The 6675-nt window shown below is 65.1% G+C and carries 6 protein-coding genes; 3 read left to right on the top strand and 3 right to left on the bottom strand.

What is annotated here, in order from left to right; genetic code table 11:
* On the top strand, nt 1–1749 hold a 1749-nt coding region (locus FFS27_RS25965), incomplete at its 5' end, for an HAD-IC family P-type ATPase (RefSeq protein WP_137952293.1).
* A gap of 450 nt (nt 1750–2199) precedes the next feature.
* On the top strand, nt 2200–2919 hold the full coding sequence (lasR, locus tag FFS27_RS25960) for a transcriptional regulator LasR (RefSeq protein WP_003082999.1): 720 nt from the start codon (nt 2200–2202) through the stop codon (nt 2917–2919).
* Here the strand turns inward: lasR and rsaL are convergent.
* Nucleotides 2909–3151 carry a quorum-sensing transcriptional regulator RsaL gene (gene rsaL, locus FFS27_RS33780; RefSeq protein WP_003083010.1) on the bottom strand — a complete coding sequence of 81 codons (243 nt, stop codon included), beginning with the start codon at nt 3149–3151 and terminating at the stop codon, nt 2909–2911. The genes lasR and rsaL overlap by 11 nt on opposite strands.
* A 131-nt stretch (nt 3152–3282) precedes the next feature.
* On the opposite strand from rsaL, the gene lasI reads away from it, so the two are divergent.
* Nucleotides 3283–3888, top strand: coding sequence for an acyl-homoserine-lactone synthase LasI (gene lasI, locus FFS27_RS25950; RefSeq protein WP_003083017.1), 606 nt, complete (start codon nt 3283–3285; stop codon nt 3886–3888).
* Nucleotides 3889–3994: 106 nt separating this feature from the next.
* Here lasI and lapD read toward each other — a convergent pair whose 3' ends face one another.
* Nucleotides 3995–5947: a cyclic di-GMP receptor LapD gene (lapD, locus tag FFS27_RS25945; protein ID WP_034014288.1), complete on the bottom strand. Its 1953-nt coding sequence runs from the start codon at nt 5945–5947 to the stop codon at nt 3995–3997.
* The gene (gene lapG / locus FFS27_RS25940; protein ID WP_137952294.1) at nt 5948–6670 is read right to left on the bottom strand and encodes a cysteine protease LapG; all 723 of its coding nucleotides are present in this window, start codon (nt 6668–6670) and stop codon (nt 5948–5950) included.
* Nucleotides 6671–6675: the final 5 nt, after the last annotated feature.

The raw sequence follows: 6675 nt of genomic DNA, 5'->3' as shown, positions 1-6675 counted from the left end.
GCGGTGGAGACGCTGGGTTCGGTGACGGTGATCTGCTCGGACAAGACCGGCACCCTGACCCGCAACGAGATGACCGTGCAGCGTATCGTCACCGCCGACCAGGTGATCGAGGTCAGCGGCGCCGGCTACGCTCCGCTGGGTGGTTTCAGCCACAACGGCGAAGGCCTCGATCCCGCCGGACGCGACGATCTGCAGGAGATCGGTCGCGCGGCGCTGTTGTGCAACGAGGCGCGCCTGCACCAGCAGGGCGAGGCATGGCAACTGGAGGGCGACCCCACCGAAGGCGCGCTGCTCAGCCTCGGCCTCAAGCTGGGCCTCGATCCGCAGGCGCTGGCGGCGGAACGGCCACGCAGCGATGCGATTCCGTTCGAGTCCGAGCATCGCTTCATGGCCACCCTGCACCACGACCACGCGGGCCAGGCGATGGTCTACCTGAAGGGCGCGCCGGAGCGCATCCTCGACATGTGCGAGGCTGAACGGGTGGGCGACTCGGTGCGGTCGCTCGACCCGGATTACTGGCGGCGCCTGGCCACCGACACCGCCGCTCGCGGCCTGCGCCTGCTGGCCATCGCCCGACGGGCGATGCCGGCGGAGCAGCGCACGCTGGATTTCGCCGACGTGGAACATGGCTTCACCCTGCTGGCCCTGGTGGGCATCATCGATCCGCCGCGCGAGGAGGCCGTGGCCGCGGTCGCCGAATGCCAGGCGGCGGGTATCGCGGTGAAGATGATCACTGGTGACCACGTCGACACCGCGCGGGCGATCGGCGCCATGCTCGGGATCGGCATCGACCGGCCGGCGCTGACCGGCGCGGAGATCGAACTGCTCGACGACCAGCGCCTGCGCGAAGTGCTGCCGGGCGTCGATGTGTTCGCCCGCGCCAGCCCCGAGCACAAGCTGCGCCTGGTGCAGGCCCTGCAGGCCAGCGGCGAGGTGGTGGCGATGACCGGCGACGGGGTCAACGATGCGCCGGCGCTGAAGCGCGCCGACGTCGGCGTAGCGATGGGCAACAAGGGCACCGAGGCGGCCAAGGAGGCGGCCGAGGTGGTCCTCGCCGACGACAATTTCGCCACCATCGCCAATGCCGTGCGCGAGGGAAGGGCGGTCTACGACAACCTGAAGAAATTCATCCTCTTCATGCTGCCGACCAACGGTGGCGAGGCGCTGATCGTGATCGCCGCGATCCTGTTCCAGTTGACCCTGCCGATGACGCCGGCGCAGATCCTCTGGATCAACATGGTCACCTCCAGCACCCTGGGCCTGGCGCTGGCCTTCGATCCGGCCGAGCGCGGCCTGATGCAGCGTCCGCCGCGCCCGCCGGCGGAGCCCCTGTTGTCGCTGTTCTTCGTCTGGCGGGTGCTGCTGGTCTCGCTGCTGATGATGGCGGGCGCCCTGGGCCTGTTCCTCTGGGAGCTGGAGCATGGCACCGGGCTGGAGAGCGCGCGGACCATGGCGGTGAACAGCGTGGTGGTGTGCGAGATGTTCTACCTGCTCAACAGCCGGCATATCTACGATTCGGTGCTCAGCCGCGAGGGCCTGTTCGGCAACCGCCAGGTCTTGCTGGCGATCGCCGCCTGCGTGGTGCTGCAACTGCTCTATACCTACGCGCCGCCGTTGCAGGCGCTGTTCGGCTCGGTCGGCCTGGCCCCGGGCGAGTGGGCGCGGGTGCTGCTGGCCGGGCTTGGCCTGTTCTGCGTCGCCGAACTGGAAAAGTGGCTATGTCGCCGGGTTCGTGCCCGGCAGGCCTGATGCCGCGAGGTCGCCCCCTTGGCCGTGGCGCTGTGCCTTTGCCCGTGCGCCGCGCACAGACGTCTGCGCCTCGGATCGCCCGGCCGAGAGCGGTCGCACGCTTGGCGATGGGCCGACAGTGAACCCGGGGACCAGGTGTGACTGGGTATTCAGTTCGCATAAAATGTGATCTAGATCACATTTAAACGTTTGCTTACCCTCTAGGACGGGTATCGTACTAGGTGCATCAAACGCCGCGGTCTATTGTTAAGTGGGACTGAAATGTGCCTTTCCGGCACAACGCCAACTCTATAGAGTGGGCTGACTGGACATCTTCAGGGGTCGTCGGGCACGGGCGCATGCGCCTCGGCAGGAAGCCGGGATTCTCGGACTGCCGTACAACGTGCCGGATATCGGGTGCCGAATCCATATTTGGCTGATTGGTTAATAGTTTAAGAAGAACGTAGCGCTATGGCCTTGGTTGACGGTTTTCTTGAGCTGGAACGCTCAAGTGGAAAATTGGAGTGGAGCGCCATCCTGCAGAAGATGGCGAGCGACCTTGGATTCTCGAAGATCCTCTTCGGCCTGTTGCCTAAGGACAGCCAGGACTACGAGAACGCCTTCATCGTCGGCAACTACCCGGCCGCCTGGCGCGAGCATTACGACCGGGCTGGCTACGCGCGGGTCGACCCGACGGTCAGTCACTGTACCCAGAGCGTACTGCCGATTTTCTGGGAACCGTCCATCTACCAGACGCGAAAGCAGCACGAGTTCTTCGAGGAAGCCTCGGCCGCCGGCCTGGTGTATGGGCTGACCATGCCGCTGCATGGTGCTCGCGGCGAACTCGGCGCGCTGAGCCTCAGCGTGGAAGCGGAAAACCGGGCCGAGGCCAACCGTTTCATGGAGTCGGTCCTGCCGACCCTGTGGATGCTCAAGGACTACGCACTGCAGAGCGGTGCCGGACTGGCCTTCGAACATCCGGTCAGCAAACCGGTGGTTCTGACCAGCCGGGAGAAGGAAGTGTTGCAGTGGTGCGCCATCGGCAAGACCAGTTGGGAGATATCGGTTATCTGCAACTGCTCGGAAGCCAATGTGAACTTCCATATGGGAAATATTCGGCGGAAGTTCGGTGTGACCTCCCGCCGCGTAGCGGCCATTATGGCCGTTAATTTGGGTCTTATTACTCTCTGATCTTGCCTCTCAGGTCGGCGAGCTGGCGATCGGTAATTTGCCCTTCTATATAGAAATGCAAAAGCAGATATATAGGGAAGGGCAGGTTCTCGCCATTCTCGAAACGACTGCCGCAGGATTGGCTTATCCCGAAGCGGCTCCAGAAAGTTTCCTGGCTTTCCCGTCGGGCGGTGCGGGTGGCCTTTGCCCGGAAGGCCATGTTTTGGGGCTGTGTTCTCTCGTGTGAAGCCATTGCTCTGATCTTTTCGGACGTTTCTTCGAGCCTAGCAAGGGTCCGGGTTCACCGAAATCTATCTCATTTGCTAGTTATAAAATTATGAAATTTGCATAAATTCTTCAGCTTCCTATTTGGAGGAAGTGAAGATGATCGTACAAATTGGTCGGCGCGAAGAGTTCGATAAAAAACTGCTGGGCGAGATGCACAAGTTGCGTGCTCAAGTGTTCAAGGAGCGCAAAGGCTGGGACGTTAGTGTCATCGACGAGATGGAAATCGATGGTTATGACGCACTCAGCCCTTATTACATGTTGATCCAGGAAGATACTCCTGAAGCCCAGGTTTTCGGTTGCTGGCGAATTCTCGATACCACTGGCCCCTACATGCTGAAGAACACCTTCCCGGAGCTTCTGCACGGCAAGGAAGCGCCTTGCTCGCCGCACATCTGGGAACTCAGCCGTTTCGCCATCAACTCTGGACAGAAAGGCTCGCTGGGCTTTTCCGACTGTACGCTGGAGGCGATGCGCGCGCTGGCCCGCTACAGCCTGCAGAACGACATCCAGACGCTGGTGACGGTAACCACCGTAGGCGTGGAGAAGATGATGATCCGTGCCGGCCTGGACGTATCGCGCTTCGGTCCGCACCTGAAGATCGGCATCGAGCGCGCGGTGGCCTTGCGCATCGAACTCAATGCCAAGACCCAGATCGCGCTTTACGGGGGAGTGCTGGTGGAACAGCGACTGGCGGTTTCATGACGGGGACCTGTCGGCTCGCGCCGGCGCGTTCTCTGTCGGAGAGGGAGCGCCTGGCGTCGATGCCGAATCCGCTGTAAAGCGAGTCCGACCCGCTCCGGACTCGCTATCAGGCATCCCCGGACCAGGGCGCCGGGCTGCCGAACAGGCGTCCCATGGCGCCACGCAAGCCCATTTCCCGCAGTACTTCGAGTTCACCGTGGGTTTCCACCTGTTCCGCGATCAACGGTAGATCGATGCTGTGGGTGGTGCGATAGACCGCTTCGATGAACAACCGCTTGTCGCCTTCCCGGTCGACGGCATGCAGGTAGCAGCCGTCCAGCTTGAGGTAGGCCAGCCCCAGATGGGTAAGGTTGCCGATCAGGCTGAAGCGACCGCCGAAATGCTGCAGGCCGAGACCGCAGCCCAGTTCGCGCAGGACCTGGCTGAGGCGCTCCAGTTCGGCCGCGGCTGGCAGGTGCCGCTCGTCCAGTTCCAGGGTCAGCTGGCGCGCCTCCTGCGGATGCGCCTTGAGCAGGGCCAGTAGTGGGGCGAACGCCTGCGCATTGCGGACGCTGGCGGCCGACAGGCTCAGCGCCAGCGGCCGTGGATGGCGCCGCAGGTGCTCCAGGCTCTGTTCGAGCATCGCCAGGTCCAGGCGCGCGGCCCAGCCGAAACGTTCTATCCAGGGCAGGAAGCGCCCGGCGGCGATGGCCGTGGCCTGCGGGTCGAGCAGGCGCGCGAGGACCTTGTGGTGGAGGACGCGCTGGGTGTCCAGGCAGTCCACCACCGGCTGGAAATAGAGCAGCAGGCGGCGCTCCGTCAGGGCCTGGTCGATCCAGTCGTGCCAGTCCTGGCTATCGTTGAGCGCCGCGAGCGCGGTGCCGTCCTGGCTCGCCCAGGGCTGGGCGGGCTGGCTTTCGGCCTGGGCCAGGGCCTGGTCGGCACGGGCCAGGAGATCCGCGGGCGAGTCGCCTTCGGCGAACGCGCTGATACCGAGATAGGCGACCGGCGTGAGATCGCTGGCACCGGTGCGGGCAAGGTTCTCCAGGCCTTCGCAGAGTTCCTCGGCCAGGCGTTCGGCCTGCTCGCGGGAGCAACCGGGAGCCAGCACGGCGAACTCGCCGCCGCGGCTGCGGGCCAGCAGCCAGTCGGCGCGCCCTTGCTGGCCGCAGGAGTCGACCAGCAAGCGGGCGACCGCCTGGATCAGTTCATCCGTGCGTTGCCCGCCGAGACGCTGGTTCAGCCCGTTCAGGTCGTTCAGGCGCAGCAGCAGGAGCTGCCCGGCATGCTCGTGCTCGCCGGCACCCAGCTGTTCGTTGAGGCGGGCGTCGAACAGGCGCCGGTTGGGCAGGCCGGTGAGACTGTCCTGGTAGGCCTGGGCGCGTAGCTTGTCGCTACGCGCGGCCTCCTCGGCGAACAGCGTGCGAAGTTTCTCCACCATCTGGTTCATCGCCTGCACCACGCGGCGCAGCTCCGGCGTGCGCGGCAGCCTGGGCAGGCTGAGGAATTCCCGCCGGCTGATGGCATGGGCCTGGCGCACCATCTGGTCGAGCGGGCGCAGTTGGCGGCGCAGCAGCCAGCCGCCAAGCAGCAGGCTCACCGCGCCGCAGGCCAGCAACCAGTAGAGGCTGCCCAGGGCGCTGTCCCACAGGCGCGCCAGGGCGAATTGCGGATGGCTGACCACCTCGACCCGCGCCGCCTGTTCCCAGCCGCGCATGATCAGCGCGTCGCCACCCTGGGGCTGGAGATCCACCAGGCGTTCGAACCAGCCGGGCACCGTACGCTCGGCATGCGCTTGCACGCGCTCGACCAGCGGCTTGTCGCTCTTGATGTCGATCACCCGGATGCTGGCGAAGTAGCCGCTGTCGAAGATCGAGCTGACCATCAGTTGTACCATCGCCGGGTCGTCCACGTGCGGCGTCAGGGACAGGCCGAGGGCGGTGGCGGCGTCCTGGGCGTGGGAGCGCAACTGGCCGCGCAACTGCTCGCGGGAGTTCTCCACGCTGCTGACGAAGCTGCCGCTGAAGGCGACGACGAGGAACAGGCAGATGGCGAGGAACAATTGCTTGAGCAGTGACATTCAATCCTCCTTGGGGGCGTCGAGGTCGAGGCCTTCGGCGCGCATCTTGGTCAGCAGGTCCTGCCAGCGCGACAGCTTCTTGCTGTCGCCGGTCCGGCGTCCGCCGTCGGGTCCGGGCAGCCAGAGGCCCTCGGCATTGAAGGCGTACACCGGCAACAGGTCGTCGCGTTGCGAAGCGGGGCGGATCTCGCCGATCAGGTTGTCCAGCACCAGTGGGTCGGCACCCGGGCTGGCGTACCAGGTCAGCACCATGTGCGCCTGGTTCAGGCGCAGGGCCTTGACGTAGGTGATGCGCAGCTTGTCGCTGGCGACGCCGAGGCGACGCAGGGTCACGTACTTGGCGATGGCGTAGTCCTCGCAGTCGGCTGCGCCCTTGACCAGCGCCTCGACCGGAGTCGCCCAGTAGTCTTCCTGCTGCCAGATTTCGATGTCGTCGGTGAAGCGTAGCGACTGGTTGAAGAAGTCGTTGACCGCGCGCAGCTTGGCCGCTTCGTCGAGCGTGCCGCCCTGTTCGAGCAGGCGGCCCCAGTCGCCCAGGCGTGATTTCGCCGCGCCCAGCTCGCCGTAGCGCTGCTCGGCACGGCTCAGTATCGACTCCAGGTCCCACTGCGCCAGCGCCGCGCCGACTGCCAGCAGCAATGTCGCCGCCAGCGACAGCAGCCAGGGGGCGTAGGCCCTGGGGCAGGGCCTACGCCCGCTGGCTGCTGTCGCTGGCGGCGACATTGCTG

The sequence above is a fragment of the Pseudomonas sp. 2VD genome (assembly GCF_005503585.1).
GTDB lineage: Bacteria > Pseudomonadota > Gammaproteobacteria > Pseudomonadales > Pseudomonadaceae > Pseudomonas > Pseudomonas aeruginosa.
Note: the sequence above shows the minus strand (reverse complement) of the source record. Positions and strands in the feature narration are given on the sequence as shown.